Source organism: Mesorhizobium sp. L2C084A000 (assembly GCF_000502875.1).
Classification (GTDB): Bacteria; Pseudomonadota; Alphaproteobacteria; order Rhizobiales; family Rhizobiaceae; genus Mesorhizobium.
In genome coordinates, this window is the sequence record NZ_AYWX01000009.1 from 371432 (window position 1) to 397675 (window position 26244).

A 26244-nucleotide genomic window follows, 5' to 3' on the forward strand; every position below is an offset into this window, starting at 1 on the left:
TCGACCAGACAGGGAATCGGCTATCGTTTCCTGCAGCACAGAGGGTGGAGTGACCGATGAAAGCCGTCGTCTTCGAGAAATTCGGCGAAGCGCCGAGGATCCAGACCGTTCCTGATCCGAAGCCGGCCGCTGATGGCGTCGTCATCAAGGTCGAGGCGACCGGTCTGTGCCGCAGCGACTGGCATGGCTGGATGGGTCATGACGACGGCATCACGCTGCCGCATGTGCCGGGCCACGAGCTGGCCGGCGTCGTTGTTGCCGCCGGCAAGCAGGTCACCCGCTGGAAAGCCGGCGAGCGCGTCACCGTGCCGTTCGCCGTCGGCTGCGGCCGCTGCTTCGAGTGCAATTCGGGCAATCACCAGGTCTGCGAACACCAGACACAGCCTGGCTTCACCGGCTGGGGCTCGTTCGCCGAATATGTCGCCATCGAACACGCCGATACCAATCTCGTGCGCTTGCCCGACGAGATGGAATTCGCCACCGCCGCCAGCCTCGGCTGCCGCTTCGTCACCTCGTTTCGAGCCATCGTCGACCAGGGCCGGGTGAAGCCGGGCGAATGGGTCGCGGTGCATGGCTGCGGCGGCGTCGGCCTGTCGGCGATCATGATCGCCAGCTCAATGGGCGCCAATGTCATCGCCATCGATCTCACCGACGAGAAACTGGATTTCGCCAAAAAGATCGGCGCCGTCGCCACCATCAATGCATCCACGACACCGAACGTGGTCAAGGCGGTCAAGCAGATCACCAATGGCGGCGCGCACATGTCGATGGACGCGCTCGGCCACCCCACCACCTCGTTCAATTCGATATCCAATCTGCGCCGGCGCGGCCGCCATGTGCAGGTCGGCCTGATGCTGGGCGAGCATGCCCGGCCGCAGGTGCCGATGGACAAGGTGATCGCCTTTGAACTCGAAATCCTCGGCAGCCACGGCATGCAGGCCTACCGCTACCAGGCGATGATGGACATGATCCGCAACGGCAAGCTGAAGCCCGAACTGCTGGTCGGCAAGAGGATCAGCCTCGACGAGGCGCCCGCGGCCCTGATGGCGATGGGCGGCTTCGAGGGCATTGGTATTGGGGTGGTCACGAAGTTTTAGGCGAGGACGGTACCGTCGTCAGGCGATCGCGCGTCGTGGCAATTCCTGCTTCGCGAATCGCTTGGCGCCGACGACGCAAAGCACGACGCCAAGCGTGACGACCACCATCAGCGGGCTGACCTGCTCGTGCAGCAGCGTCGCTGCCAGTGCCAGTCCGAAAAATGGCTGCAGCAGCTGCAACTGCCCGACCGCGGCGATGCCGCCTTGCGCCAGCCCGCGATACCAGAACACGAAGCCGATCAGCATGCTGAACAGCGAGACATAGGCAAGCCCTATCCACGCACTGACGCCGACGCCGTCGAACGACGGCGGCATGGTCATCAGCGTCAGCACCAGCATGATCGGCAGCGACAGCACCAGCGCCCAGCAGATCACTTGCCAGCCGCCAAGCTTGCGTGACAGCGCGGCACCCTCGGCATAGCCCAGACCGCAGGCGATGATGGCGGCCAGCATCAAACCATCACCCACCGGCGAGGCCGTCACGCCCTGCGTCAGGGCAAAACCCGCGACCAGCGCGCTGCCGATGCATGAAAACAGCCAGAACGCCGGGCGCGGCCGATCGCCGCCGCGCAGCACGCCGAAAATCGCAGTGGCCAGCGGCAGCAGGCCGACGAAGATGATGGAATGGGCCGTGGTGACGTGCTTGAGCGCCAGTGCGGTCAGCAAGGGAAAGCCGACCACCACGCCAAGCGCGACGATCACCAGCGACAGCAGGTCGCCGCGCTCCGGACGCTTTTGCCGAAACAGGAGCAGCAGTGCCAGGCCAAGCAGTCCGGCAATCGCCGCTCGGGCCGAAGTCAGGAATGTCGGATCGAAATCCCTGACCGCCACGCGCGTTGCCGGCAGCGAGCCGCTGAAGATCAACACGCCGATGAATCCATTCATCCAGCCGCTCGCGGTCTTGTCCATCGTATGCTCCGTTTGTCGGCTCCGTATCGCGCGGAGCCGGTAGTATCGCCAGAGACAATGCGGTACAATTACACACAACTGTCATGCTTAGAAGAGCAGTACGGATGGACAAACAGACAACAGGAAGCGAGAGCAGCGGAACGCTGGTCGAAGGCGTCATGGCGACGATCCGCCAGCGGATCGCGGCGCGCAGCCTGACGCCGGGAGCGCAATTGCCGTCGATCCGCACCTTTGCCAAATCCATGCGAGTGTCCAAATCCACCGTGGTCGAAGCCTATGAGCGGCTCGCCGCCGAAGGTGCGATCCGCTCGCGGCCGGGCTCCGGATTCTATGCCGCCGGATCGCTGGCGCCGCTGTCGCTGGCCGAGATTGGTCCTCGCCTCGACCGCGCGGTCGACCCCCTCTGGATCTCACGCCAGTCCCTGGAGGCCGGCGACGACATGCTGAAACCCGGCTGCGGCTGGCTGCCGGCCTCGTGGATGCCGCAGGCAGGTCTGCGCCGGGCACTGCGCACGGTAGCGCGTGCCGACGATATCGCACTGGTCGATTACGGCACGCCGCTCGGCCTGCCACCGCTGCGGCAATTGCTGGCGCGGCGTATGGCCGGGCACGGCATCGAGGCCTCTCCCGGGCAGATCATGCTGACGGAATCAGGCACGCAGGCCATCGACCTGTTGTGCCGGTTCCTGATCGAGCCGGGCGACACCGTGCTGGTCGACGACCCCTGCTACTTCAACTTCCACGCTCTGTTGCGCGCCCACCGGGCCAAGGTCGTCAGTGTCCCCTACACGCCGTCGGGGCCGGATATCGATCTATTCGCGCAAGCGTTGGCCGAGCACCGGCCGCGCCTCTACATCACCAATTCCGCCATCCACAACCCGACCGGCGCGGTGCTGTCGCCAGTCACCGCCCATCGGCTGCTCAAGCTCGCCGACCAATCGGATCTGACCATCGTCGAAGACGACATCTTCGCCGATTTCGAACATGCGCCCGCCCCGAGGCTGGCGGCGTTCGATGGTCTCAACCGCGTTGTCCACATCGGCAGCTTCTCCAAAACGCTTTCGGCGTCGGTTCGCTGCGGCTTCATCGCTGCACCGCGCGACTGGATCGAGCCCCTGACCGACCTCAAGATCGCCACTACCTTCGGCGGCGGCCGGCTCGCGGCCGAACTGGTGCTGACGCTGCTCAAGGACGGCAGCTACCGCAAGCATATGGATTTGCTGCGCGCGAAGCTTGCCCGCGCCATGGGCGAGACCAGCGTTCGTCTGAAGGCGATCGGTATCTCACCCTGGATCGACCAGCCGGCCGGCCTGTTCCTGTGGTGCAGCCTGCCGGATGGCGTCGATGCGGCTGAAGTGGCCCGCCGCGCTTTGGCCGACAACATCGTGCTGGCGCCCGGCAACGCGTTCAGCCTGTCTGGAACGGCCAGCCGCTTCCTGCGCTTCAACGTCGCCCAATGCACGGACGAGCGGATTTTCACGGTGATCGAAGCTGCGATGGCGCGTTGATGCCCATCAAGCTGATCCTGTTGCCTGGGCAACCTTCGGCTGCTAGGGAACCGCGAGCGCACTCGAGAGAATGTCCGCGCAATCATTCCGGGATAGTGGTTATGGGAACCAGCAAGTCAGCAGACAAGTAGGCCGCAACAGCAGTTCGTTGTTGCGGCGGCCCGTCATTTCCCATTTTCAGTGAGAACGGCAGATCGCCGCCAAATGTAGCCATTTGAGCGGATGTTCAATCATGCCTTGTCCAAAAAACCCGACATGGACCACTTCCCTGCCAGCAGCCATGGTGCTGATGGCGCCCTTCGACATCCTGGCCTCGCTGGCCATGGATATCTACCTCCCGATCGTCCCGGCGATGCCGGGAATCCTCAAGACATCGCCTGATGTCATCCAGCTGACGCTGAGCCTCTACATGATCTGTCTTGGGCTCGGCCAAATCGTCTTCGGCCCGATTTCCGACAGGATCGGCAGGCGTCCGGTGCTGATCGGCGGCGCGCTTTTATTTGCAGGCGCTTCCGGCCTGCTCGCCTGCACCTCGCTGGCCATGGTGTTCGTCGCCTTGCGGGTCGTGCAGGCCATCGGTGCATCCGCCATTCTCGTTGCGACCTTTGCAACGGTTCGCGACGTTTATGCGCAGAGGCCTGAAAGTGCCGTCATCTACGGCCTGTTCAGTTCGATGCTGGCCTTCGTGCCGGCGTTGGGGCCGGTTGCCGGTGCATTGATCGCCGACAATCTCGGCTGGCGCGCGATCTTCCTGACGCTCGGCGGTCTGGCGGTAGCCGCCACCCTCAACGCATGGCCGAGATGGCATGAAACACGGCCCACCAATGGCAACGACAGGCGAATGGCGTTTCGTCCCATTCTCTCCAGCTTAGCCTTCTGGACCTATACGCTCGGCTTCAGCGCCGCCATGGGCGCCTTCTTCGTGTTCTTTTCGACAGCGCCACGGGTGCTCATGGATCGCGCCGGCTTTTCACAACTCGGTTTCAGCCTTGCCTTTGCCACCGCGGCACTGGTCATGATCGTGACCACCCGCTTCGCCAAAAGGTTCATTGCACACTGGGACATCGCGGGCAGCGTCGCGCGCGGCATGGCGATGTTGCTGCTCGGCGCGGCACTGCTGGCATTCGGACAGGTATTCGCGGCACCGTCCTTCGTCACATTCGTCGGCCCGATGTGGGTCATCGCCGTGGGCATCGTCTTCACTGTTTCGGTCACCGCGAACGGCGCACTCGAGGCCTTCGGCGATGTCGCGGGAACCGCCGTCGCGCTCTACTTCTGCATCCAGAGCCTTGTCGTCGGCATCCTCGGCACGCTGTTCATCATCCTGCTTGATGGAGACACGGCGTGGCCGCTGGTGGGCTACTGTTCGGTCATGGCGACGCTCACACTAAGCGCGCTGAGATATTTGCGGAAACGCCAAACCGAATAAACGGGACAGATGAGAAGCCTGGGCGATTGGCGCAGGCTTCTCATCGTTGTCAGCGAGACGCCGCGCAGATCTCCCGCACGCAGTCGCGCAGCCAGCGTTGCGCCGGATCGGCATCCAGGCGCGGGTGCCACAGCATGGAGATGGTGACCCCAGCCGTGGCAACAGGCAGGGCAAAACTGTGCATGCCGACGCGTGCGCCCTCGGTGTGCCGCTCCGGAACGCTGGCGATCAGGTCTGATGTGCGGGCCATGGCAAGGGCTGCCGAGAACCCGGACACCATGCACACGATTGTCCGCTGCAGCCCGAGCCGGTTCAAAGCCTCGTCGATCGGCCCTTTCTCGCGGCCACGCCGTGAAACGCTGATGTGCCGGCCTGCGGCATAGCGCTCTGGCGTCACCGTGCCCTCGCTCAACGGATGGCCCATTCGCACGGCGCCGATGAAGCGGTCGCGAAGCAATGCCTGGATGCGCACCTCCGGTCCGGTCTCGCCAGCGACGCCTATGTCCAGGTCGATCGCCACATCGCGCAGCGACATGACGTCTCCATCGGACTTCGGTGCAAAGCGGAGCCGCACGCCGGGCGCATCGGCCTGGATACGGGCAACGAGACGAGGGGCGAACTCTTCGACGAAGCTCTCATTGGTGCGCAGCGTGAAGACCCTGTCCAGGCTCGGGAGATCGAGCAAGGTGGCAGGACGCAGCAGCGCCTCCGCATCCTGGACGACACGACCAGCCTGTTGTCGCAGTTCTTCCGCACGCGGCGTCGCCACCAAGCCGCGACCGGAGCGAACCAGCAGCGGATCGCCCGTCGCCTGGCGCAGCCGCGCCAGCGTCCGACTCATCGCCGAGGGGCTGAGGCGCAGGCGGTTGGCGGCGCGCGCCACGCTGCCTTCGGTCAGCAGGACGTCGAGAGCGAACAGCAGATTGAGATCGGGCGATGTCATCGGCGGATCATGGCATGATATGGCGCCAAACGCACGAGTAAGATGCAAACGCTGCGCCTTCCGCCACATCTGCCAAGGGACTAGATCTCCAGCAGTTCCGGTTATGGACTGATGGAAGGGGATCGCCGTGGCAATTGCCGAGCAAAATCTGGACGGGCGCGCATCGGCGCCGCCACGGATGCAATCCGCCCGCTGGGCGCTGGCAAGCCTGTCGCTCGCCACGCTGCTGTCGTCGTTGGGAACCAGCATTGCCAGCGTCGGGCTACCGTCGCTGATGCAGGATTTCGACGCGACGTTCCAGTCCGTGCAATGGGTGGTTCTGGCCTATCTGCTCGCCATCACCACACTGATCGTCAGCGCCGGACGGCTGGCCGACATGTTCGGGCGCAGGCCGTTGCTGCTTGGCGGCATCGCGCTGTTCACATCGGCATCGGTGCTCTGCGGCCTGGCGCCGACACTCTGGCTGCTGATTGCCGCACGCGCCGTGCAGGGACTTGGCGCGGCGCTGATGATGGCGCTGACGCTGGCCTTTGTCGCCGAAACCGTGACCAAAGACAGAATTGGCAGCGCCATGGGCCTGCTCGGCGCCATGTCCGCGATCGGCACGACACTTGGCCCTTCGCTCGGCGGCCTTTTGATCGCCGGCTTCGGCTGGCGAGCGATCTTCCTCGTCAATGTCCCGCTGGGTGTGCTCACCTTCGCTCTCGCCTGGCGTGCCCTGCCGGCACACAGCAAGACAGCGCAGCAGGTCGACCGAGGCACGTTCGATGTCGTGGGCACCGCCTTGCTGGCCTTGACGCTGGCCGCCTATGCACTGGCCATGACGTTTGGCCGAGGCAATTTCGGCGCACTCAACATCAGCCTGCTGATAGCTGCCGGCATCGGCGTGTTTCTCTTCGCCGCCGCGCAGGCGAGAGTGAAAAACCCCTTGATCCAGCTTGCCAGCTTCCGCGACCTCCAACTGAGCGCCAGTCTCGCCATGAGCCTCGTCGTCGCCACGGTGATGATGGCGACCCTGGTGGTGGCCCCGTTCTACCTGTCGCGAGGACTTGGGCTCGATGCCGCAATGGTCGGCCTCGCGCTGTCGACCGGGCCGCTCGTCTCGACCTTGTCGGCGCTGGTGGCCGGACGCCTGGCCGACCGCTTCGGCGCCCACAGGATGATGGTCGCAGGCCTGCTCAGCCTCGCGACAGGCACGTTCCTGCTGTCGCTCGCCGTGACCAGACTCGGCATTGCCGGCTATGTCGTTGCGATCACCGTCACCTGCATCGGCTATGCCCTGTTCCAGACATCCAACAATGCAGCCGTCATGACCGGTGTCGGCGCCGGCCAGCGCGGCGTCGTTTCCGGCCTGCTCAACCTTTCGCGCAATCTCGGGCTGATCACCGGCGCATCGGTGATGGGCGCCATATTCGCCGTCGCATCGGCCAAAGGGCAGGAAGGCATTGGACTTCTGAGTTCCGAGGCCGCAGCACGGGGAATGCAGGTCACATTTCAGACGGCCACGGTGCTGGCGCTGGCTGCACTGTTCCTCGCACTGCTCTCGGCCCGCGCCGAGTTCAAGCGGCAGAGGCTGGTGGAAGTATCACAAGACCTCTGATTTTGCGCTCCAGGTGAACAGCCTCTCACGCCCCTGCCCGCTTGCGGCGTTCATAAAGCATGACCAGCGTTTCGGCCATCAAAGCAGGCTTTTCCTCGCCTTCGATCTCGACCGTGTTGGCGGCCTTCATCAGATACTGGCCGGGGCCCCTGTCCTCCATGGACAGCAGCGTGATGCGCAGTCTGATGCGGGCACCGACCTTGACCGGTGCCAGGAAGCGTACCTTGTCGAAGCCATAATTGAAGGCGGCCTGCGTATTCTCGGGCACGATGCCCATGCCGAGCGCCAGTGCGCCGATGATCGACAGCGTCAGATAGCCATGCGCGATCGTCGTGCGGAACGGGCTTTGCCGCCGCGCCCTTTCAGGGTCGACATGAATCCATTGATGGTCGCCGGTGCATTCAGCGAACTGGTCGATGCGGTTCTGGTCGACCGTCGTCCACTCCGACACGCCGAGTTCCAGCCCGGCCATCGTCCTCAACTGCTCGTAGGTAGGCGGCGTTTTAGGCCGTATTTCGTTCATTCCTGGTTTCCCGATCGCTTCCAGAGCCTCCGGACCACGAACTGACGGCCTCTGTCAATTCGCTCTGCGCGAATCCGTTCCGTCGATTTCGGCCGCAATCGTGCCACGCCGCCGGCGCAGTCGCAGGTCAAATCGGGCTTTCCGGGCTTCAGGGCGCTGTCGGCAGCAATGAGCCGGCCCCGGCCACATCCGCTACCTCTTCTCGTAGCCGGCGCGGATTTCCTCCATCGCCTCCTTGATGCGGGTGCGCAGGATGTCGACCGATTCGGCACCGGATTTCTTGACCAGTTCAGCCACTTCGCCCGCATTCTTCAACGCGGCCTCGAAGGACTTCCTGGCAAACTCCCTCCGTTTGGCCATCAGTTCCTGCGGATTGCCCGGCGCCCTGTAGCTTTGCGCGATATCGGTGACCTCGCGCAGCGTATCCTGCAGCATCTCGCGCTGCCGGGACAACAGCGAGGTGGCGCCGGCGGCACCGGCTCGTGCCGATTTCTCCAGCGCTTCGATGTTCTTGCGATGATGGGCGAGGATCGCCTCGACATCGACATTGGGCACCTTCAGGTCGCGGCCGAACCTGCCGAACATGTCCATGAAAGAATCGGATTCCGGTTGTTTTGCCATGCTCGTTTGCTCCCCTTTGCCGCATGATGCGGGCACCCTCGGCGGGAGAATAGCACTCGCATGCCGCGAGTCCATGAACGCGGAGGAATGAGCGCCAATCGGGCCGCGCATCAATTCACGAGGAACAGCCGCTCGGCCACATAGAGCACGACACCGGCGAGGCCGCCGATGATCATGCCGTTGAAGCGGATGTATTGCAGGTCCTTGCCGATGTTCATCTCGATCAGCCGCGTCAGCTGGGCAAGGTCCCAGCGCTTGACCTGGTCGGCGATGAATGTCGACACGCCGGCCTTCTGGCTCTCCACGAACGACGCCAGCGCCACCACGAACCCCTGGTTCATGTCGGCCCGGATCTGCGCATCGCCGGTAAGATGGCGGCCGACCTCGACGAACATGTTGGCAAGATGCGCGCGGACAACCGAATTCGGCGCCTTGGCGTCCTGCTCGATGAACTGGCTGAGGCTTGCCCACATGTCGCCGGCCAATCCCCTGACTTCCGGCCGGGCCAGGAAATCGCGCTTCAGCTTCTCGGCACGTTTGGCGTATTGCTTCGATGTCCTCAGCTTTTCGATGAAGCCTTGAGCGAAATGGTCGAATTCGGCGCGCATCGGGTGATCGGGATCGGCCCTCACCTCGTCGAGCAGCGAACCGGCCGAGGCGACGATCTTCTTCAGGAGATAGGCGTCGGCGCGGAACAGGTTGAACAGCGACGGCAGTTCCTCGCGGATCTTCTCGCGCATCGTCGCCAGCGCCTGTTCGTCATTGAGGAACCTGCCGATCACCTTGGTGAACTCGTCGAACAGTTTCTGGTGGCGGCGGTCGTCGGTAAGCGCTGACAACAGCTCGGCGGCCAGCGGCGCCAGCGGCACCTTTTCAATCTGTTCGAGCATGCGGCTGGTGACGAAGCCGCGCAGGCCGGATTGCTCTATCGCCGCCAGCGTCTGCGGCACCAGCCGCACGACGAAGCGCGACAGGCCGGCGGCGCGCTCCGCATCGGCCAGCCAGTCGGCGACGAGTGCCGAGAAATCGACCTCGGCGAGCTTTTCACGCACCGGTTCAGGCGCCAGGAAGTTGACCTCGATGAAGCGGCCGAGATTGTCGGCGATGCGGTTCTGGTTCTCGGGTATGATGGCGGTGTGCGGGATCGGCAGCCCCAGAGGTCGCCTGAACAGCGCCACCACCGCGTACCAGTCGGCCAGCCCGCCGATGGTCGCCGCCTCGGCAAAGGCAGCGACGAAGCCGAGCCACGGGTGGATGTGCTCGAACGATTTGGCGAGCGCAAACACCGCCACGCAAAGCGCCAGCGCGGCGGCCGCGAGGAATTTCGTCCGCCGCAACGCGGAAAGCTTGGCATCCGCTTCGGCATCGAAACGGACCGGCGCCAGGGGCGAAGCCGATTGTGACATGGGTGAGCCGCTCCTCGTCGATCTCAGCCTATTTAGTGTTCCGAGCGCCGAAATACCCGCGACAGCGGGTTTCGTCCGGCATCTTCTCCGGCTGCGCACACAAAGTTGAGGAGAAAATTCATCTATCGCACGAAGCTAGTCTGGAATTATTCCAAGGTATAGGCCATATTCCGCCCGAGCCAATGTGGCGAATCCGGAAATTCGGGTCAAAGCCGCATCAGCAAGAATTTCCAGATCTGGCGTGGTTGCACCGCACCAGTGCCTTGTGAGGACAAAATGCGGCTTACGCGCCAGACCAATTATGCCATGCGCATCTTGATGTATTGCGCGGCCAATGATGACCGATTGAGCCGCATCCCGGAGATCGCGGCCGCGTATTCGGTGTCGGAGCTTTTCCTGTTCAAGATCCTGCAGCCCCTGGTCGAGCACGGCCTTGTCCAGACCGTGCGGGGCAGGAATGGCGGCGTCAAGCTTGGCCGTGCCGCCGAAGCCATCAGCCTGTTCGATGTCGTGCGCGTGACAGAAGAGAGCTTCGCCATGGCCGAATGCTTCGAGAACGATGCCGCCGAATGCCCGCTGGTCGACAGCTGCGCGCTGAACTCGGCGCTGCGCGAGGCGCTGAACGCGTTCTTCGCCGTGCTCGCCCGCTACACGATCGCCGATCTGGTAGCGGCGCGGCCGAATGTGCGCAACCTGCTCGGCATCGACATGTTGGAGCGCCGCGCCCCGGCTGCCTAGCCCAGCCAGGGGCGCGGGCTAGGTTTGCAATAAATTAAGCTGCTGACTGAGGCAGCACGAACGGCATATTGCCGGCCGGCAGCACGCCGACCCTGAGCCGGCAGTCGAACACTTTTTCGATCAGGTCATCGCTCAGCACATCCCGCGGCGACCCGGTGGCGGCGAGCCGGCCGCGATGCATGACGAAGATCCGGTCGGCATACATGGCCGTCAGATTGAGGTCGTGCAGGATGGCGACCACGCCGCCGCCCCTTCTGGCGAAGTCGCGGGCAATGTTCATGATGATCAGCTGGTGCTTGATGTCGAGACTGGAAACCGGCTCGTCGAGGAACAGAAAGCGCGGCTTGCCGTCGAGCACCGGCGCCCAGACCTGGCACAGCACGCGTGCGAGCTGAACGCGCTGTTGCTCGCCGCCCGAAAGCTCCTGGTAGAAACGGCCGGCAAAGCCGTCGAGATCGACACGCGCCAGCGCCCGTTCCGGCAGCCGCGCATCCTCGCCCGGCAGGACGCCTGAGCGGCCGCCGACAAGGCCAAGCTTGACCACTTCCCGCACGGTGAACGGGAACGACAGCGTCGTCGCCTGCGGCAGCACAGCGCGATGGACGGCCACCTCGACCGGCTTCATCGTCGAGAGATCTCGGCCGTTGAGGGCAACGCGCCCGGTATAGGCGAGTTCGCCGGAGAGTGCTTTGAGGAAGGTCGTCTTGCCCGAACCATTGGGGCCGACGATGGCGGCGATCTCGCCGGGCCGCGCGTGGAAATCGACACCACTGACGATAGGCTTGCCGGCGATATCAACCGAAACATCCTTGGCCTCGATCATCAAGCCTCACAAATCAACCACGCCGCGCTTGCGCAGCAGGATCCAAAGGAAAAACGGCGCGCCCGCTATCGCGGTGACGATGCCTATCGGCAGTTCGGCCGGCGCAACGATGGTGCGTGCGACCGCATCGGCCAGAAGCAGCAGCGAGGCGCCGAGCAGCGCCGACGCCGGCAGCAGATAGCGATTGTCCGGACCAATCAGCAGGCGCAGCAGATGCGGCACCACGATGCCGACGAAGCCGATGCCGCCGCTGACGGCGACGGATGCGCCGACCGCGGCAGAGACGCCGACGATAGCCGTGTATTTCAACCGCTGCACCGGAATGCCGAGATGACCGGCGGTCGCCTCGCCAAGCGCCAGCGCGTTGAGGCCGCGTGCCAGGAACGGCATCGCCGCCAGCGCCAGCACGATGATCGGCCCTACCGACGCGATCTTCGCCCAGGTCGCGCCACCGAGCGATCCGAGTTGCCAGAAGGTCAGGTCGCGCAACTGGCGATCGTCGGCCATGAAGATGAGGATGCCGGTCAGCGCCATGGCGAGCGCCGCCAGCGCGATGCCGGCAAGCAGCATTGTGGCAACCGAGGTTTGCCCCCGCCGCGTCGCGACCTGATAAAGCACCAGCGTGGTGGCGAGCCCGCCACAGAAGGCCGCCAGCGGCAATGCGAGCGTGCCGAGCAAGACGGTCACCGGAGCCAATATCGTGGCGCCGAGCACGATGACGGCAACCGCGCCGAGGCTGGAGCCGCCCGAGACGCCGATCAGGCCGGGGTCGGCCAGCGGATTGCGGAACAGTCCCTGCATGACCGCGCCGGAGACCGCGAGCGCCGCGCCGACCAGCATGCCGAGAATGATGCGCGGCAGGCGGATGTCGTAGACAATCAGGCTGTCGCGGGCGCTCACCGCGGCGTCATCAGGCACTGTGCCGAACAGCCAGTCGCCAATGACGTTGACGGCCGAAGCGTCCGAAGCCCCCGATGTCAGCGACAGAAAAATGGCAGCCGCGAGCCCCAGGCACAGCAGAAGGATGACGATGCGGGCGCGGCCCGACCGGTCGCCTTCGGATACGCTTGCCATCACCGGGCCGGCGATCGATTGATCGACCATGATCCGCCCGTTCAGTCCGTGACCTGCCCGCCATAAAGCGAGACAGCGAGGTCGTGGATGGCATCGGCCGTGCGTGGCCCGAAGCCGAGCAGATAGGCACCGTCGATGCGGATCAGCTTGCGCGCCGTTCCGGCCGGCGTCGAGGCGATCGACGGATTGCCGAACAGTTCGTCGTCCGACACCGGAGGCCCGGCATTGCTCATCATCAGGATCACGTCCGGTCTGGCGGTTATGATCGCCTCGTCGGACATTTGCTTGTAGCCGGAAAAGCCCTCGACCGCGTTGACGCCGCCAGCCAGCTTGACCATACCGTCGGCCGCGGTCTCGCTGCCGGCCGCCAGGATCTTGCCGCCCTGTATCGACAGCACGAACAGGATGCGCTTGCGCTCCTTGATCGACGCCGTCTGCTTCTCAGCTGCCGTGAGCTTGGCATCGAGCTCCCCGGCGAGCACCTCGGCCTTGGCATCGACGCCGAGCGCCTTGCCGACGATACGGACCTTTTCGAGGATGCCTTCGTGGCTATAGTGCTCGGGCACTTCGATGAACGGGACGCTCGTCTTCTTCAAGACATCGACGGCTTGCTTGGGACCGCTGCCATGCAGCGCCAGGATGCCGGTCGGGTTAACCGACAGCACCCCCTCCGGCGACAGCCCGCGCATGTAGCCGACATCGGGCAGCTCAAGCGCCGCCTTTGGGTACCGGCTGGTGGAATCGCGAGCCACCAGATGCTTTTCCTCGCCGAGCGCATAGACGATCTCGGTGATCGAGCCGCCAACGGCCACGATTTTCGAAGGATCGGCAAACACGGCCGTGCCTTCCATGGCGCTGGCGGATTGCAGTGCGATAACAGCCATGGAGAGACCGATCACCGGCCCGAAAATAGATCCGCGCACGGTCGACAATCTTGGGAAAAAACGCATCGCATTTTCCTCAGGCTGCGGTCGGGCTTGGGATGCGCGGCAGGTTTTCCGCCAGGAAGCGCCAGTCGTCCCGCTCGCTTTCGCCTTCATGACGCTTGCCGAAGAACTGGATGAACATCTTGCCGTCGGCGTCATAGACCTCAAGCGAGGTGACATGACCGTCCTTGGTCGGCTTGCGCACCGCCCAGACCTCCTGGATGTGGTCGGTCCGCAAATGCAGGTGGAAGGTTTCGTCCAGCACGTTGATCCATGGCCCCATCGGCTTGATCGACTTGATCGGACCGGAATGGATCTGGATGCATCCGCGGTTTCCCACAAAGCACATGATCGGCATCTCGCCCTCCGCGGCGTGATGGAACATGGCACGGACGCCATCATTGTCGAGTTGCCAGGCATAGTCTTGCCCGACCAGGCGGACCGCCTGCCGGCGGCTCAGCTTCAGCGTCTTCAGCATGCCGAAGAACTGGTGCACGTCGGTCAGCCGGCTCCAGCGGTCGCGCAGATCGTCGAGATTGGCGCTCGCTTCGTCGCCATGGATCTCGTCATCGGGGAGTGGTCCTGAAATGTCGACCGTCGGCTCCTGATTGGACGATTCGAGCGCGGCAACCAGTTTCTGATAGGCATAGAGGCTGGAGGCCGGACGCAAATGCACCTTGTGCACGGCCTCGCCCGCCGCATCGAAAAACTGCAGGCTGCGGCGGATTTCGTCGCCGTCTCGCTTCTCGACGGCAAAGCCGTGTGCCCAGACCTTCGGGAAGATGCGCAGGTCGATGTTTTCGCCAAGCACCATGGCATTGTGGTTGCCGGTGACGACTTTGTCATAGACGCCGATCTTCTCGTGCACCGCGCTTTCATTGCGGGTCAGCGCCATGACCTCGCCGACGGCTTCGAGACCGGTCAAAAGATCGTTGACGCGTGGCTCGACACGGACGACGCCGTCGCCGCAGTGGGCTGCGACCAGCTCGGCCTCCGAAATGCCGAGCTGGGCGGCGAGATCACGCTCGCGCGTCTTCGGATTGTCTGTCCGTGCCCGCCGGATTTCATGCGGGGCGGGTTTTACGCGCTGGTCCATGTCTTGGTCCCTGTGGCCTTGCCTTACTTGTTGAGAATGAGCTTGCCCTGGCGGGTGATCTTCAGCCGATAGAGCGCGCCATGATGCTCGATGCCGATCTCGTGCTCGCCCTGGAACAGGGTGTTGCTGGACAGGGTTCGCACCGCCAGCGGAACCCGGTCGAAACGGGCGGAGGCATCGTCGGAACGGCGGACGCGATAGCGAAAATCGTTGGGATTGTGGGTGTTCATCTGGATGGATCCCTTTCCTGTGCCGGGCGTCTGGCTAGGCGTTGCGTAATCCGATTCATTTCTTGACTTGAATAATCATGTTTACTAGTCAGTGCAATACCGGATTAAATGAGTCAACATTTAAGACCCCGGACATGATCAAAAATGCCAGCCAGCCCCGGGCCAGCCAGCATGAAACCTGGACTTTGGAGTTGGGGCATGGGGTTTGTGACTTGGGAATGGCGCGGCCGGTCGGCGGCGAACGGCGCAGCGGCTTTGCTGGCAAGCGTGGCGGCGGCGATCGCCTTGTCGGCGCAGCTGGCCAACGCTCAGCAGGCGGCGCAGCCGGCGGACCAGCAGACAGATCAAACGAAGAAGGCCGACGAAGAAAAGGCGGCACAAGCGGGCGCAACGCTGCTCGACAAGATCCTCGTCATCAGCCGCACCGGCGAAACGGCGATCGAATCGCTGGCATCGACCAGCCATGTCGGCCAGGAACAGCTCGACCGCCGCATGGCGACGACGCCGAACGAGATGCTGCTCGGCGTGCCCGGTGTCGCCGCGCAGGCCGACGCCAGGCGTGTCAGCACCAGCATCAACATCCGCGGCTTGCAGGATTTCGGCCGCGTCGCGGTCATTGTCGACGGCGCGCGCCAGAATTTCCAGCGCTCAGACCACGGCACGCAGTCGACCTTCTACATCGACCCCGAACTCGTCAAATCCGTCGACGTGATCCGCGGTCCTGTCGCCAACACCTACGGCTCGGGCGCCATCGGCGGCGTTGTCTTCTTCGATACCAAGGACGCCGGGGATTTCCTCAAGCCGGAAGAAACATGGGCCGGCTCCGTCACGGGACGCTATGAGAGCAACGGCAAGGGCTGGACAACAAGCGCATCCGGTGCCTACCGCCTCAACGAGAACTGGGATGTGCTCGGCAACATCGTCTACCGCAACTATGACGACTACAAGGATGGCGGTGGCGACACGGTCAAGGGCACCGGCTTCGATGTGCTGAGCGGTCTGCTCAAGACCACCATCCGCCCGACCGACAACAGCGAACTGAAGCTCGGTTGGGTCGGCTCGAGCGACGGCTGGAACGAGATCAGCGGCGGCGTGCCGGTCAATGACGTCGACCTGAAGTCGAACACCTTCACCGCCCGCTACAACATTACGGATGAGGACAAGAGCTGGCTCGATCTCCATATCAACACCTCCTACAACAAGACCAATCTCGATCTGACCAGCCTCGTGCCTCTCAACCGGTTTGATCCGAGCACCGGCCTTCCAGTTGTTTTGCCGGCTGGCTCGACATCGACATTCGACATCGGCACGACCAGCATCGACATTTGGAACACGTCCAGATTCGAGACCGCGGGAATCGCGCACGAACTGACCTATGGCGGCGACTGGGCCGGCGATAACGTCGAGACCGGCGGCACGGCCGGTGGCGACAGCTTCTATACGCCTTCCGGTAAGCGGAACGTCTCCGGCGCCTATGTCCAGGACAAGCTCACCTGGGAGTGGCTCGAAGTCATCGCCGGGCTGCGTTACGACAATTACAGCCTCAAGGATGACACACACGAAACGTCGGGGGACCGGTTGTCGCCGCGCATCACCGTCGGCGTCTCGCCTTTCGACAGCGCCAGCCTTGCCGGCCTGCAATTCTACGGCACCTATGCGGAAGGATACCGGTCACCCTCCCTGTCGGAAACACTGATCAGCGGTCGCCATCCGGCGGGTGTCACCTTCCCGTTCCTGCCCAATCCCAATCTGCGGCCGGAAACCGGAAAGACCGTCGAATTCGGCGTCAACTACAAGCAGAATGATATCCTCGAAGCCGACGATGCGCTGCGCATCAAGGCAGCCTATTTCAACAACGATGTCGAAGACTACATCGATGGCGTTACCCTGTCGCGGTTTGACCCGACAGCCGGCTGCCCGAGCGGACCCGGTATCCCGATATGCTTCCAGTACCAGAATTTTGCCAAGGCGAAGATCGACGGCTTCGAACTTGAGGGCGTCTATGATGCCGGATGGGGCTATGCCGGGCTTTCGGCCTCAATCACCAATGGTCATACCATTTCCTACAGGGACGTTCGGGCCGATCTGCTGACCATCCCCTCATCCCAGGTCACCGCGCAGCTCGGCTTGCGCTTCCTCGAGGACAAGCTAACCGTGGGCGGCGAAGTGCAATACAATGGCAAGCCCAAGGGCAACCCGATCGCCGAGGACTACACGCTGGTCAATGCTTTTGCCAGCTACCAGGCGACGGACAATTTGAAGATTGATTTCCGCGCCGACAATCTGTTCGATGTCAAATACGCCAACCCGCTCAACCTGACCACGGCCGGCCAGCCGCCGCAGCCGGTCTTCGCGGCCTACGAGCCCGGCGTCACCCTGAAGCTGGCGGCGACGATGCGATTTGGAGGCTGATGACCATGACGAGCTTGATGACATCCCTTCGTCTGCTGACCTCGATGCTGGCGATGTCGCTTGCGATGGTTCCGGCGTGGGCACAAGAGTCCGCGCCGGTCCCCGCACTCACCCTAGAACTCAATGGTGCGCAACCTTCCGACAAGGGTTGCCGCCTGACGTTCGTGGTCAACAACAATCTCGGCGCCGACCTGTCCAAGGCTGCGTTCGAGATCGCCTTGTTCAACGAGGCAGGCGTCGTCGACCGGCTGACCGTGCTCGATTTCAAGGAATTGCCGGCGGGCAAGACCAAGGTGACGCGTTTCGATCTGGCCGGCACCGAGTGCTCGAAAGTCAGCCGCGTGCTGATCAACAGCGCGACCGAATGCACCGGTACCGGCGTCGAACCGAACGCCTGCATGCGCAAGCTGAAGACGGACACCAAGACCGGGATCGCTTTCGGAGTCTAAGGTGGGACTGCATCCCGCATTCCTGCAAAACAATGCGGCGTGGCCAGTTGCCGGCCACTGCCGACTGCCGCTGCGAGCGAACGATCTTGATTTGACAATTCTGCTCTTGTCGCTGCAGGTCTCGCGGCGAGACATGCAGGATATCAGTCCCCTCCCCGAAGCCAGCGCCGAGCTGGCGATAGAGCCAACCGAGCCGCTCGCGCTACCGCGGCCATCGGCCTGGAACCGCAAGTGGACGGCGGCGATCGTCGTCTCCTGCCTGCTCCATGCCGCGGTGGCAGCGGCCTTTCTGATCTCCCCTACGGGGACTTCCAGTTTCCAAGATGCCGAGCAGCCGGAAGGCAGTGAACAGTCGGGCACCAACGTGGTCGGCAGCGCGCTGGACAAGGACCCGACGGCAATAAACGTTGCACTGGTGCCGAACCCGCAACCCGCCAAACCACAGCCGGCAACGCCGCCCAAGCCAACGCCGCCAACAGAGCCTTCGCAACCCGCGAAGGACGCAGCAAAGCCGCTCAAGCCTTTGCCGGAACCTGCCAAACAGCAGACGGTGACGCCCGACATATTGGTGGCCGGCGCCCCTCGCCCCGATGACCAGAGCGTGGCTCCCAAGGCCGAAACGCCGGCGCAGCCGATCGTGCAGGCCGAGAGCGCCGAAGTGCCTGTCGCCGTTCCAGAGCAGCCACCGATCCCCAGCGCCAGGCCAACGTCGGCAGCTGCCCCTTCAAAGACGGCGGATGAGAAGCGCGGCACGGCGAATGGCGAGGACCGGTCGGCGCAAGCAGCCAGCAAGGGCAAAAGGCAAAAAGAGGCAGGCACGGCCGCGGAAGACAATTACCGCGGCGATGTTTTTAGAAAACTCGGCAGCGTCAATCGCACCCTCCCGCCTTCCCTACAGCTGGCGGCACGCAACAATGCGGTTGTCACATTCGTCATAGGCAGGAAGGGCAACATAAACGAGTTGCGCATCCTGGAGACCTCAGGGTCGGCGGCTTTCGATCAGGCGGCGCTTGGCATTGTCCGCAAGGCAGCCCCCTTCCCTCCAATTCCACCACAGGCAGCAAGCGCAAATTTGGAGTTCGAGACCGAAATCGGCCCATTTTGAATGTGCGCAGAACAAACGCTGCAGCCGCCAATCATCAACATCCGCACGAAAGGAACCGCCATGTACATCGCCATGAACCGCTTCAAGGTGCAGACCGGCTCGGAGAACGATTTCGAAGCCGTGTGGAAGAACCGCGATTCCAGCCTCGCTGAGATGAAGGGTTTTCGGGAATTCCACCTGCTGCGTGGCCCGGTCAACGAGACCGAAGGCTACACGCTGTTTGCGTCGCACACGGTGTGGGCGAGCCACGAGGATTTCATCGCCTGGACCAAGTCGGAGAATTTCCGCGCCGCCCATCGAAATGTCGGCACGACGAAGGTCCACTATCTCGGTCACCCCCAGTTCGAAGGTTTTTCGGTCGTCGAAGGCGCTTAAATACTGGCCGGGCTCAAGCTCCGGCCAGCAGGCTCGCATTGCCGCCGGCGGCGGTGGTGTCGACGCAGACAGCCCGTTCATGTGCATAGGCCGCCGGGTTCAGTACCTCGCTGACCAGCGGCACGATCGGGCCGGAGCGGTCGGCGATGACCTTGCGCACGATGCGTGCAGCCTCCGGCGTGCCCGAAAAGGCGACGACATCGACGCGCAGTGAGCGTGCTTCGACCGGATCCGGCCGACCATCGATGGCGGCCAGCGGCAAGCCCTTGCCGGTCAATGGGGAAAGGGCAGCCGGTGCGCCGGGCGCCACGGCCAGCACCGCATTGCCGGCGGCGAGCGCCTGGATCGTCTGCGCCAGCAGCGTATCGCCATCGGGACCGAGGCACAGCACCCGTCCGCGTGGCGAGAGCGAGAGCGTGTTGGCCTCGCCGGTCGGCCCGGGCAGGTCGATCTGGCCGAAATCGATGCCGGCGGCCGCACCTATGGCCGCAGCACCCTTGCCGCGCAGATGCTTCCTCAGAATGGCGATCCGGTCCGGACGCGTCGACCAGCCGCCAAGTGTGGGATCAGGCAGATTGTCGGCAAGCTCGGTCGCCGTGACCTTATGGCCATCCTGCAAATGGGTGCCAGCCTCCGGCCCTTTGCGGAACCGGCGGAGGTAGTGCGGGCCGCCGGCCTTCGGCCCGGTGCCTGAAAGCCCCTCGCCACCAAACGGCTGCGAGCCGACCACGGCGCCGATCTGGTTGCGGTTGACGTAGATGTTGCCGGCATGGATGCCGTCGACGAAATGCTGCACGCGGCCCTCGATACGGGTGTGCAGGCCGAAGGTCAGGCCATAGCCCTTGCGGTTGATGGCGGCGATGACCGCGTCGATTTCGTCGGCGTCGAACGTAGCGACATGCAGCACCGGCCCGAACACCTCGCGCTCCATGTCCTCGATGCCCTTGACGCGGAAAACATGCGGCGCAACGAAGCGACCTTCCTTCGGCGCTTCGAGCTTGGCAATCAGCCGGCCCTGCAAGCCCATTTTCGTGCAGTACTCGCGGATAGAGCTTTGCGCCTCGTCGTCGATGACAGGGCCGACATCGGTCGAAATCCGCCAGGGATCGCCGATGCTGAGCGCCTCCATGGCGCCCTTCAGCATCTCCAGCATTTTCTTCTCCACGTCCTTCTGCACATAGAGCACGCGCAGTGCCGAGCAACGCTGGCCGGCACTCTGGAATGCCGAGGCGAGGATGTCGCGCACCGCCTGTTCGGGCAGCGCGGTGGAATCAACGATCATGGCGTTGAGGCCGCCCGTCTCGGCGATCAGCATGGCGTTGGGCGCGGCCGTCTTGGCCAGTTGCTTCTCGATCAGCTTGGCGACCTCGGTCGAGCCGGTAAAGCAGACGCCGGCGATGCGCGGATCTGATGTAAGCGGCCCGCCGACCGACGGGCCGTCGCCAGGGAGCAACTGGATGACGTCTTCCGGCACACCGGCCTCGCGCAGCAGCTCGACAGCCCGGAAGGCGATCAGCGGCGTCTGCTCGGCCGGCTTGGCGATGACCGAATTGCCGGTGACAAGTGCGGCCGCGATCTGGCCGGTGAAGATGGCGAGCGGGAAATTCCACGGCGAAATGCACACGATGGCGCCGCGCGCTTGCGTGCCCGCCTCCGCATTGGCCGCCTCGGTGGCGTAGTAGCGCAGGAAGTCGACCGCCTCGCGCACTTCGGCGACGCCGTCGGCCAGCGATTTGCCGGCCTCGCGGGTGGCGAGTGCAAAGAACTCGACGGCTTTGGATTCATAGAGAACGGCGGCACGGTTGAGGATGGCAGCGCGCTCGGCGACGGAACGTTTTGCCCATGCCGGCTGCGCTTCCACCGCAAAGCGCACGGCGGTCGCGACTTGCTTGGCGGCGGCTTCGCTGACCGTACCGACCACTTCGGAAGGCTTTGCTGGGTTGACTATGGGACGCTGCTTGCCGTAGCCGGCGGCACGGGTGATCGGCTTGGCATGCCAACGATCCGGCCCAGCGAAGGCCACCCTGGCCTTGTCGATCGCCGCCAGCGTCACCGTGTCGGTGATGTCGAATCCTTTCGAATTGCGACGCCCGGCCCCAAAAATCTCGGAAGGCCGGGCAATCGCCGGATTGGTGGCCGGACCCTGGCTCTCGACCGTTTCGAGCGGATCGCGCGCAATGTCCTCCGGCTCGACGTCCTCGTCGGTCAGTTGGTGCACGAAGGAGGAATTGGCGCCGTTCTCCAGCAACCGGCGGACCAGATAGGCCAGCAGATCGGAATGCGCACCGACCGGCGCGTAGATGCGGCAGCGTGTGCCTTCGGACCGTCGCACCGTCTCGTGCAGCGCCTCGCCCATGCCGTGCAGGCGCTGGAACTCGAAGGAATCGCGATTATCCGCCATCGCCAAGATGGCGGCGACGGTGTGGGCATTGTGGGTGGCGAATTGCGGATAGATGCGGTCGGTCATCGATAGCAGCTTTTTCGCGCAAGCCATGTAGGAAACGTCGGTGTTGGTCTTGCGGGTGAAGACGGGATAGCCTGACAGTCCGAGCGTCTGCGCCCGCTTAATCTCGGTGTCCCAATAGGCACCCTTGACCAGCCGCACCATGATGTTGCGGTCGTATTTCCTGGCCAGCGCATAGAGCCAATCGATGGCGAAGGCCGCGCGTGGCCCATACGCTTGCACCACCACGCCGAAGCCGTTCCAGCCGGCGAGCTCCGGCTCGGCCAGCACCCGCTCGATGACGTCGAGCGACAGATCGAGGCGATCGGCCTCCTCGGCATCGATGTTGAGGCCCATACGCGAATGGCGCGCGGCAAGCGCCAGCGACAAGAGCCGCTCGGCCATCACAGGCAGCATCTCTTCCTTCTGCGCCACCTCGTAGCGAGGATGCAGCGCCGAAAGCTTGACCGAAATGCCGTGGTTCTGCCTGATGTCAGGACCGTTGGAGCCGGAATCGAGCGACGAAATCGCGTCGGCATAGGCCTTGTGATAGCGCAAGGCGTCGGCCTCGGTGCGGGCCGCCTCGCCCAGCATGTCGAAGGAATAGAGGTAGCCCTTCTGCGTCATCGGCCGGCCGCGCTTGACGGCTTCCGTGATGGTGCGGCCGAGCACGAACTGCTCGCCCATCTCGCGCATGGCGGCGGCCACCGCCTTGCGGATGACCGGCTCGCCCAACCGCCGCACCATCGAGCGCAGCGTGCCTTCGATGCCGCCCTCGCCCTCATCGAGGACGCGGCCGGTCAGCATCAGCGCCCAAGTCGAGGCGTTGACGAAGATGGAGCTCGAACCGCCCGAATGCGCCGACCAGTCGTGCGGCGCGATCTTGTCGGCGATGAGGTCGTCCATCGTTTCGGTATCGGGCACGCGCAACAGTGCCTCGGCCAGGCACATCAGCGCGACGCCTTCCTTGGTGGAGAGACCATAGGCCGAGAGGAAGACTTCCATCAGCCGGGGATCGGACGAACCGCGCACCGCCCGCACCAGATCGGCGGCGCGGGCCGAGATCGCCTTGCGGTCTTTCCCGGAGAGCGCCGTCGCGTCGGCAAGCCGCTTCACGGCCTCGTCTTCATCGGGCAGGTAGTTGGCGCGGATCTGCTGGCGGATGGCATCGAGCGCTGGCATGGCGGTCCCATGGATCGAGCAAAGGGATCGGGCCGGCGGTCACCGGACCGAATGGTGGAAGCTAGCACAGATGCGAATTTTCAATCGGTCCGAAGAAATCGACATTGCAGGTCATTCGATCTATCGTAGCAGCTCAAAACCGACATATGGACTGCATTTTCGATGACAGAAGACCAATTGGACCGCATCGACAGGAATATCCTGGCGGCGCTGGCAAGCGATGGCCGGCTTTCGATGTCAGAACTGGCGGCAAACGTCGGCCTGTCGAAAACGCCGGTGCAGGCGCGGGTGAAGCGGCTGGAGAAGGACGGCTACATCAGGGGCTACCAGGCGATCATCGACCGCGAGCGCATGGGCGAAGGCCATGTTGCATTCGTCCAGGTGAAATTGTCCGACACCAGGTCCGCCGCGCTCGATGCCTTCAACCGATCCGTGCAGGCCGTGCCGGAAATCGAGCAGTGCCACATGATGGCGTCGAGCTTCGACTATCTGCTGAAAGTCCGCACCAGGGACATCGCCGCCTACCGCCGCGTCCTCGGCGAACGCATCTCGGCCCTGCCCCACGTCGCCCAGACCTCGACCTTCGTGGCGATGGAGACAGTCAAGGATCGATGACCATGATCCCGAAAAGTGGAAGCCGGTTTTCGGACAAGATCATGGTCAAACGTAGAGCCCCATCCCGATACATCGGGATGGATCGGGCTCTAACTCACTCCGAAAGCGTCTTCAGGAAAGCCACCAGCGCCGCACGTTCACGATCCGACAGCCCCAGCGGATGAACTTCGGACGTACCCTCCACGCTGGGTGCAGCCTTGGCGTAGTGCGCCACGACCTCGTCGAGCGACGAAAACTGCCCGGCATGCATGTAGGGCGACCGCGTTGCCGCACCGCGCAGCGATGGCGTCTTGTAGGCGCGAACGAGTTCGGGCGCATCCTTGACCATGAAGCGCAACTCGCCGCAGGCGCTGGCGTCGCCATCGCGATAGGCGCCGAAGCAGTTGAACGGGTCCGCCTCGACTTGGCGCACGGCATCGATGCGGCCGCGGTCCGGCGGCAGGCCCGCAATGGGTGGCACGCCGGTGTTGTGAAAGCTGTTGTCGGTGAAGCGCGGGCCGTTGTGACAGGTCACGCAATTGGCCTTGCCGATGAACAGTTTCAGCCCAAGGATTTCTTGCTTGGAAAAGACCGCATGGCCTTTCGGCTCAGCGCCGGTGACGAGATCCAGCGCAAAACGGTCGAAACGCGTCGGCGCCGGCTCGATCGAGCGTTCGAAGGCGGCGATCGCCTTGCCGATATTGGCAAAGACGCCGTCGATTGCGCTGCGCTGCGCGCCGCTCATCGCATTCCAGGCCGCCTTCTCGGCATCGTTTCCAAGCGGGCTGGCATTCGACGGCATGCCCGAAAGATCGGGCAGCGGCCCGAAGATGCGCTCATAGCGCTCGCCGAAGCGCGCCTTGATGTAATGCGCGTAGGCGGTGCGGTTTCCCGCCTGCTCCAGCGGGTTTTCGAGCGGCGTCAGCGCTTGCGCCCACAGGCTGTCGCGGCGGCCGTCCCAGAAGAACCAGGGATCGCGCGCGACGCCGGCCAGCGGCATGGTCCGCCGGCTGGTACGGCCGACGCCGACGGCTTGCGGCAGGTCGTCCTGGAACTGGCGGTCGATCTTGTGGCATGTCGAACAGGATATCGACCCGTCACCGCTCATGCCCTGGTCGAAGAACAGCGTCGAGCCGAGTGCGGCAGCCGCCGGCACGTCGGCAAAACGATCGGTGGTGTCGGGCTTGAGCGCCGGCAGCGACGACAGCGCCAGCGAGGCGATGGTCGTCTTCTCGGCGTCGGAAAAATCCGGCTTCGTGCAGCCGGTAAGGACAACGGCCACCATTAGCGCCAGAAAACGCGAACGCCGCCTCATGTCCTGCTCACAGCACCACGTTGAAGAGCACCGTATCGGAGCCTGCGGTGGCCGAGATGGCGAAATGCAGCTGCCACCAGCCGCTCATGGTGAATTTCACCCCTTCGATCCGGTAACGCCCGTCGCCGAGATAGTCGGTCGCTTGCGGGCTGGTCGGCAGGCCGTGACTGTGCAGCGGCATGCCGCCGGAGATCGCGATCGCCGCCCCTTCCACCGGAGCTCCAGCCTTTGTCTTCAGCGTCAGCAGCCAGGATTGCAGTTGGCCTAGCCGCACAACGCCTCGCTCCGGCGCGAAGCTTGCCACGAACAGCCCGTTGGCGGTGTTCTTCGTCCGAGAGACATCCGGGCCGGCGGGCCGCGCCGACCGCGGCGCCGTCAGGTAAACGACCGCGAGAATGCCGACCAGCAAGGCAGCCAGACCAAGACCTGCCAGAAGATAACGCCATATCGATGCCAAACCGGTTCCTCTTCTGCAGACAACGCTCTGCCGAACGGATCGCATCCCGCCAGCCTGTGGGAAAACGCTGTGGCGGAAAAAACCCTGCTTGCCAAGCATGGCGCTGCCGGTGGCAAAAAGCTACAGCACCGAGATCACTGGAGGATTGCAGATGGCGGGAAACGGCGTCGCCTCGATCGGCGAATGCATGCTCGAACTGTCGGGCCAGACGGGACCGAACTGGCGCATAGGCTTTGCCGGCGACACGTTCAACACGCTGTGGGCGCTGCATGCNTCGGCATCGGCTCCAGCCCGCTCATAGCGGGCGCGCGGCCCGGCCTCTATGCCATCACGCTGACGGGAGCCGAACGTTCCTTCACCTATTGGCGTGGCGACGCCGCCGCGCGGCAGCTTGTCTCGGACCCGGCCGCATTATCGAAAAACCTGGAAAATCAGGCACTTGTCTATTTTTCCGGAATCACTTTGGCAATTCTGGACGAAGCCGCGCGCGCTGAGTTGCTGGCCGCCGTCGCCAAGGCGCGTTCGGCTGGTTCACTTATCGCCTTCGACCCCAACTATCGGCCGCGGCTCTGGCGTGAGCGCGAGGATGCGCAGGCAGCGATCGTCGAAGCCCTTGCCGCCACCGACATCGCATTGCCGACCTTCCCCGACGAGCAGATGCTGTTCGGCGATCCAACACCGCAAGCCACAGCGAAGCGGCTCGGGCAACTCGTCGGCGAGGTCGTCGTCAAGAACGGCGAAGCACCGGCACTGATTGCCCAAGCAGGAACGCTGCGCGAAGTCCCGGCAATCCATGTCGCCGCTCCCGCCGATACGACGGGCGCCGGCGATTCCTTCAACGGCGGCTATCTTGCGGCTCGACTTGCCGGCCACGACCCGCTTGAAGCAGCACGCCGTGCGCATCGCGTCGCCGCCGCCGTGGTGCAGGTGCGCGGCGCGCTGGCGCCGTTCGAGACGCTGCGCGCGGCCTTCGCCGGCTAAAGTCTGTT

Annotated in this window: 23 protein-coding genes and 1 pseudogene; 11 read left to right on the top strand and 13 right to left on the bottom strand. The window is 63.9% G+C overall.

Going from position 1 to position 26244, the window contains the following annotated elements; genetic code table 11:
• Positions 1-56 precede the first annotated feature (56 nt).
• Positions 57-1097: a zinc-dependent alcohol dehydrogenase family protein gene (locus tag X735_RS146375; RefSeq protein WP_023812233.1), complete on the top strand. Its 1041-nt coding sequence runs from the start codon at positions 57-59 to the stop codon at positions 1095-1097.
• Between the two features lie 18 nt (positions 1098-1115).
• Here X735_RS146375 and X735_RS146370 read toward each other — a convergent pair whose 3' ends face one another.
• On the bottom strand, positions 1116-2006 hold the full coding sequence (locus tag X735_RS146370) for a DMT family transporter (protein WP_023812234.1): 891 nt from the start codon (positions 2004-2006) through the stop codon (positions 1116-1118).
• Positions 2007-2110: 104 nt separating this feature from the next.
• Between X735_RS146370 and X735_RS146365 the strand changes: the two genes are divergently transcribed.
• Entirely contained in the window at positions 2111-3514 is a 1404-nt protein-coding gene (locus X735_RS146365) for a PLP-dependent aminotransferase family protein (protein WP_023812235.1), read from the top strand.
• Between the two features lie 232 nt (positions 3515-3746).
• A complete protein-coding gene (cml, locus tag X735_RS146360; protein ID WP_023812236.1) occupies positions 3747-4943 on the top strand; it encodes a CmlA/FloR family chloramphenicol efflux MFS transporter in 1197 nt (398 codons plus the stop codon).
• A 49-nt stretch (positions 4944-4992) separates the two neighbouring features.
• Here the strand turns inward: cml and X735_RS146355 are convergent, their stop codons facing one another.
• Positions 4993-5886 (bottom strand): LysR family transcriptional regulator, encoded by an 894-nt coding sequence (locus X735_RS146355; protein ID WP_023812237.1) that lies wholly within the window; start codon positions 5884-5886, stop codon positions 4993-4995.
• 178 nt (positions 5887-6064) lie between these two features.
• Between X735_RS146355 and X735_RS146350 the strand changes: the two genes are divergently transcribed.
• Positions 6065-7486 (top strand): MFS transporter, encoded by a 1422-nt coding sequence (locus X735_RS146350; RefSeq protein WP_245273252.1) that lies wholly within the window; start codon positions 6065-6067, stop codon positions 7484-7486.
• A gap of 25 nt (positions 7487-7511) precedes the next feature.
• On the opposite strand, the gene X735_RS146345 is transcribed toward X735_RS146350, so the two are convergent.
• From X735_RS146345 to X735_RS146335, 3 genes are all read right to left on the bottom strand, one after another.
• Positions 7512-8009, bottom strand: coding sequence for a MaoC family dehydratase (locus X735_RS146345; protein WP_023812239.1), 498 nt, complete (start codon positions 8007-8009; stop codon positions 7512-7514).
• Between the two features lie 192 nt (positions 8010-8201).
• Complete coding sequence (locus X735_RS146340; protein ID WP_023812240.1) at positions 8202-8630, bottom strand: phasin family protein; 429 nt, start codon at positions 8628-8630, stop codon at positions 8202-8204.
• A 110-nt stretch (positions 8631-8740) separates the two neighbouring features.
• Positions 8741-10036 carry a DUF445 domain-containing protein gene (locus X735_RS146335; RefSeq protein ID WP_023812241.1) on the bottom strand — a complete coding sequence of 432 codons (1296 nt, stop codon included), beginning with the start codon at positions 10034-10036 and terminating at the stop codon, positions 8741-8743.
• Positions 10037-10312: 276 nt separating this feature from the next.
• Between X735_RS146335 and rirA the strand changes: the two genes are divergently transcribed.
• Positions 10313-10774, top strand: a complete 462-nt coding sequence (gene rirA / locus X735_RS146330; RefSeq protein WP_023812242.1) for an iron-responsive transcriptional regulator RirA — start codon at positions 10313-10315, stop codon at positions 10772-10774.
• A gap of 34 nt (positions 10775-10808) precedes the next feature.
• Here the strand turns inward: rirA and X735_RS146325 are convergent, their stop codons facing one another.
• Genes X735_RS146325 through hemP form a run of 5 tightly spaced genes read right to left on the bottom strand, consistent with a single transcriptional unit; the run spans position 10809 to position 14923 of the window.
• Positions 10809-11597, bottom strand: a complete 789-nt coding sequence (locus X735_RS146325) for a heme ABC transporter ATP-binding protein (RefSeq protein ID WP_023812243.1) — start codon at positions 11595-11597, stop codon at positions 10809-10811.
• 6 nt (positions 11598-11603) lie between these two features.
• Positions 11604-12701, bottom strand: coding sequence for an iron ABC transporter permease (locus tag X735_RS146320; protein WP_023812244.1), 1098 nt, complete (start codon positions 12699-12701; stop codon positions 11604-11606).
• Between the two features lie 11 nt (positions 12702-12712).
• Positions 12713-13621, bottom strand: coding sequence for a hemin ABC transporter substrate-binding protein (locus tag X735_RS146315; protein WP_023812245.1), 909 nt, complete (start codon positions 13619-13621; stop codon positions 12713-12715).
• A gap of 10 nt (positions 13622-13631) precedes the next feature.
• Entirely contained in the window at positions 13632-14693 is a 1062-nt protein-coding gene (locus X735_RS146310) for a hemin-degrading factor (RefSeq protein WP_023812246.1), read from the bottom strand.
• A gap of 23 nt (positions 14694-14716) precedes the next feature.
• Entirely contained in the window at positions 14717-14923 is a 207-nt protein-coding gene (hemP, locus tag X735_RS146305; protein WP_023757683.1) for a hemin uptake protein HemP, read from the bottom strand.
• Positions 14924-15121: 198 nt separating this feature from the next.
• Here hemP and X735_RS146300 point away from each other — a divergent pair, with 198 nt between their 5' ends.
• The 4 genes from X735_RS146300 (at position 15122) to X735_RS146285 (ending at position 19264) form a co-directional block, all read left to right on the top strand.
• Entirely contained in the window at positions 15122-17335 is a 2214-nt protein-coding gene (locus X735_RS146300) for a TonB-dependent hemoglobin/transferrin/lactoferrin family receptor (RefSeq protein WP_023812247.1), read from the top strand.
• 5 nt (positions 17336-17340) lie between these two features.
• Positions 17341-17784 carry a hypothetical protein gene (locus tag X735_RS146295; protein WP_023812248.1) on the top strand — a complete coding sequence of 148 codons (444 nt, stop codon included), beginning with the start codon at positions 17341-17343 and terminating at the stop codon, positions 17782-17784.
• A 91-nt stretch (positions 17785-17875) separates the two neighbouring features.
• Positions 17876-18889: a TonB family protein gene (locus tag X735_RS146290; protein WP_348625595.1), complete on the top strand. Its 1014-nt coding sequence runs from the start codon at positions 17876-17878 to the stop codon at positions 18887-18889.
• Positions 18890-18949: 60 nt separating this feature from the next.
• Positions 18950-19264: an antibiotic biosynthesis monooxygenase gene (locus X735_RS146285; RefSeq protein WP_023812250.1), complete on the top strand. Its 315-nt coding sequence runs from the start codon at positions 18950-18952 to the stop codon at positions 19262-19264.
• Positions 19265-19277: 13 nt separating this feature from the next.
• On the opposite strand, the gene putA is transcribed toward X735_RS146285, so the two are convergent.
• The gene (gene putA / locus X735_RS146280) at positions 19278-22889 is read right to left on the bottom strand and encodes a bifunctional proline dehydrogenase/L-glutamate gamma-semialdehyde dehydrogenase PutA (protein WP_023812251.1); all 3612 of its coding nucleotides are present in this window, start codon (positions 22887-22889) and stop codon (positions 19278-19280) included.
• Between the two features lie 162 nt (positions 22890-23051).
• On the opposite strand from putA, the gene X735_RS146275 reads away from it, so the two are divergent.
• Positions 23052-23504 (top strand): Lrp/AsnC ligand binding domain-containing protein, encoded by a 453-nt coding sequence (locus X735_RS146275; RefSeq protein WP_023812252.1) that lies wholly within the window; start codon positions 23052-23054, stop codon positions 23502-23504.
• A 94-nt stretch (positions 23505-23598) separates the two neighbouring features.
• Here X735_RS146275 and X735_RS146270 read toward each other — a convergent pair whose 3' ends face one another.
• Positions 23599-24798, bottom strand: a complete 1200-nt coding sequence (locus X735_RS146270) for a cytochrome c peroxidase (protein ID WP_023812253.1) — start codon at positions 24796-24798, stop codon at positions 23599-23601.
• A gap of 7 nt (positions 24799-24805) precedes the next feature.
• Positions 24806-25255, bottom strand: coding sequence for a FixH family protein (locus X735_RS146265; RefSeq protein ID WP_023812254.1), 450 nt, complete (start codon positions 25253-25255; stop codon positions 24806-24808).
• Positions 25256-25406: 151 nt separating this feature from the next.
• On the opposite strand from X735_RS146265, the pseudogene X735_RS01000000166035 reads away from it, so the two are divergent.
• Positions 25407-26236, top strand: a pseudogene (locus tag X735_RS01000000166035) (sugar kinase).
• Positions 26237-26244 lie beyond the last annotated feature (8 nt).

Bases quoted from the DNA above. Each gene is read 5' to 3' on its own strand.
- X735_RS146375 (WP_023812233.1), top strand. From the start codon at position 57: ATGAAAGCCGTCGTCTTCGAGAAATTCGGCGAAGCGCCGAGGATCCAG.
- X735_RS146370 (WP_023812234.1), bottom strand. From the start codon at position 2,006: ATGGACAAGACCGCGAGCGGCTGGATGAATGGATTCATCGGCGTGTTG.
- X735_RS146365 (WP_023812235.1), top strand. From the start codon at position 2,111: ATGGACAAACAGACAACAGGAAGCGAGAGCAGCGGAACGCTGGTCGAA.
- cml (WP_023812236.1), top strand. From the start codon at position 3,747: ATGCCTTGTCCAAAAAACCCGACATGGACCACTTCCCTGCCAGCAGCC.
- X735_RS146355 (WP_023812237.1), bottom strand. From the start codon at position 5,886: ATGACATCGCCCGATCTCAATCTGCTGTTCGCTCTCGACGTCCTGCTG.
- X735_RS146350 (WP_245273252.1), top strand. From the start codon at position 6,065: ATGCAATCCGCCCGCTGGGCGCTGGCAAGCCTGTCGCTCGCCACGCTG.
- X735_RS146345 (WP_023812239.1), bottom strand. From the start codon at position 8,009: ATGAACGAAATACGGCCTAAAACGCCGCCTACCTACGAGCAGTTGAGG.
- X735_RS146340 (WP_023812240.1), bottom strand. From the start codon at position 8,630: ATGGCAAAACAACCGGAATCCGATTCTTTCATGGACATGTTCGGCAGG.
- X735_RS146335 (WP_023812241.1), bottom strand. From the start codon at position 10,036: ATGTCACAATCGGCTTCGCCCCTGGCGCCGGTCCGTTTCGATGCCGAA.
- rirA (WP_023812242.1), top strand. From the start codon at position 10,313: ATGCGGCTTACGCGCCAGACCAATTATGCCATGCGCATCTTGATGTAT.
- X735_RS146325 (WP_023812243.1), bottom strand. From the start codon at position 11,597: ATGATCGAGGCCAAGGATGTTTCGGTTGATATCGCCGGCAAGCCTATC.
- X735_RS146320 (WP_023812244.1), bottom strand. From the start codon at position 12,701: ATGGTCGATCAATCGATCGCCGGCCCGGTGATGGCAAGCGTATCCGAA.
- X735_RS146315 (WP_023812245.1), bottom strand. From the start codon at position 13,621: ATGCGTTTTTTCCCAAGATTGTCGACCGTGCGCGGATCTATTTTCGGG.
- X735_RS146310 (WP_023812246.1), bottom strand. From the start codon at position 14,693: ATGGACCAGCGCGTAAAACCCGCCCCGCATGAAATCCGGCGGGCACGG.
- hemP (WP_023757683.1), bottom strand. From the start codon at position 14,923: ATGAACACCCACAATCCCAACGATTTTCGCTATCGCGTCCGCCGTTCC.
- X735_RS146300 (WP_023812247.1), top strand. From the start codon at position 15,122: ATGGGGTTTGTGACTTGGGAATGGCGCGGCCGGTCGGCGGCGAACGGC.
- X735_RS146295 (WP_023812248.1), top strand. From the start codon at position 17,341: ATGACGAGCTTGATGACATCCCTTCGTCTGCTGACCTCGATGCTGGCG.
- X735_RS146285 (WP_023812250.1), top strand. From the start codon at position 18,950: ATGTACATCGCCATGAACCGCTTCAAGGTGCAGACCGGCTCGGAGAAC.
- putA (WP_023812251.1), bottom strand. From the start codon at position 22,889: ATGCCAGCGCTCGATGCCATCCGCCAGCAGATCCGCGCCAACTACCTG.
- X735_RS146275 (WP_023812252.1), top strand. From the start codon at position 23,052: ATGACAGAAGACCAATTGGACCGCATCGACAGGAATATCCTGGCGGCG.
- X735_RS146270 (WP_023812253.1), bottom strand. From the start codon at position 24,798: ATGAGGCGGCGTTCGCGTTTTCTGGCGCTAATGGTGGCCGTTGTCCTT.